The organism is Ochrobactrum sp. AN78 (genome assembly GCF_029909885.1).
Lineage (GTDB): Bacteria > Pseudomonadota > Alphaproteobacteria > Rhizobiales > Rhizobiaceae > Brucella > Brucella quorumnocens.
The window spans coordinates 1-1,582 of the sequence record NZ_JASAMU010000037.1 but is presented as its reverse complement, the minus strand read 5'-3'; the positions used below and the strand labels follow the sequence as shown (position 1 = coordinate 1,582).

Genomic DNA, 1,582 nt, shown 5'->3' with positions numbered 1-1,582 from the left:
TGTAGGGGCTATTTAGTAATGCGACAGTTGGGCCAGTTAGAGATGCGACGTGTCGCCTCTTGAGGTGCTGGTCAATGTCAACGTTGGAGGCAAGGATGACGATCTTCAGTCTGGTTGAGACCATGAGCGGTTGGAGTCGTCATGCCCTGTTTGATCACCATGTCGCAGAAAGAATTGCATCGCCTCGAAGTCGTCCAGAAGATCCGTGATCTACGCCTGAGCGTTGTCCAGGCGGCTGAGCTGCTTGGCCTCAGTCGAAGTCAGGTTCACAGGCTGCTGCAAGCCTATGACCGGGATGGTCCAGCTGGCCTCGTTTCCAAGAAGCGATCGCGTCCGAGCAACCGGCGTCACAGCGAGGATTTCCGTAATACGGCGCTGGACCTGATCCGCGAACGCTATCTGGATTTCGGTCCGACGCTGGCGCGCGAGAAGCTGATCGAACTGCACCGGATCTCTGTTGCCAAGGAGACGCTGCGGCAATGGATGACCGAGGCCGGCATCTGGATCTCGCGCCGGGAGCGCAAGAAACGGGTTTTCCAGCCACGCGGCCGGCGCGACTGCTTTGGCGAACTGGTGCAGATCGACGGCTCGCATCACTGGTGGTTCGAGAACCGCGGCCCCAAATGCGCCCTGCTCGTCTACATCGATGACGCCACCGGCAAGCTCTTGCATCTTCGCTTTGCCGGATCGGAAAATACGTTCGACTATCTGCATGCGACGAAGGCTTATCTGCAGCAATGGGGCAAGCCGCTGGCTTTCTACAGCGACAAGCACGGCGTTTTCCGCTCGCTCCATGCGTCGAAGAAAGACCGGACGAGCGGTCTGACGCAGTTCGGCCGGGCGCTTTACGAGCTCAACATCGACATCATCTGTGCCAACACCCCACAGGCCAAAGGCCGTGTGGAACGTGCCAACCAGACGCTGCAGGATCGGCTGGTCAAGGAGATGCGGCTGCGCGGCATCGACACTATCGAGGCCGCCAATGCCTATGCCACTGAGTTCATTATGGATTTCAACACTCGCTTCGGCAAGCAACCACGCAATCCGAAGGACATGCACCGGCCACTGGCCGAGCATGAGAACCTTGATGGCGCCATGTGCCGCAAGGAAGTCCGCACCCTTTCGCAGTCATTGACGCTGCGCTACGACAAGGTGCTGTTCATTCTCGACCCGACCGAGATTTCCAGGCCATTGGCGGGCCAGAAGGTGATCGTCTGCGATTATCCGGACGGCCGGCTCGAGATCATGCACGAGAGCTTTTCCCTGCCCTACAGAACCTTCGACACGTTGCGCTCGGTGCATCGTGCGGAGGTTGTCGATAACAAGCGGCTGGACGACATGCTGTCAATTGTCGCCGAGATGCAAGCTGGACGCGAAGAGAAACGGAGCGGCCCGCGCCGAACAGGTCAGACAAACCATATGTTTGGCATACGCGATGGCAGCGTCGGTAATGGTTATCAGAAACGTGGGCGCAAGCCGGGACGCAGGACCGATTTCATGAACGATCCGGAGGTCATTGCCAGACGTGAGAAGGCGCTGGCGCGAATAGAAGCTGGGAAATGAGGTTGACCAACGCGGGCAT

1 protein-coding gene is annotated in these 1,582 nt (G+C 58.5%); it reads left to right on the top strand.

Annotation, left to right across the window (positions count from 1 at the left end):
• Window positions 1–141 precede the first annotated feature (141 nt).
• Window positions 142–1,563: an ISNCY family transposase gene (locus tag QBD00_RS23570; RefSeq protein WP_095444439.1), complete on the top strand. Its 1,422-nt coding sequence runs from the start codon at window positions 142–144 to the stop codon at window positions 1,561–1,563.
• The last annotated feature ends 19 nt before the right edge of the window (window positions 1,564–1,582 follow it).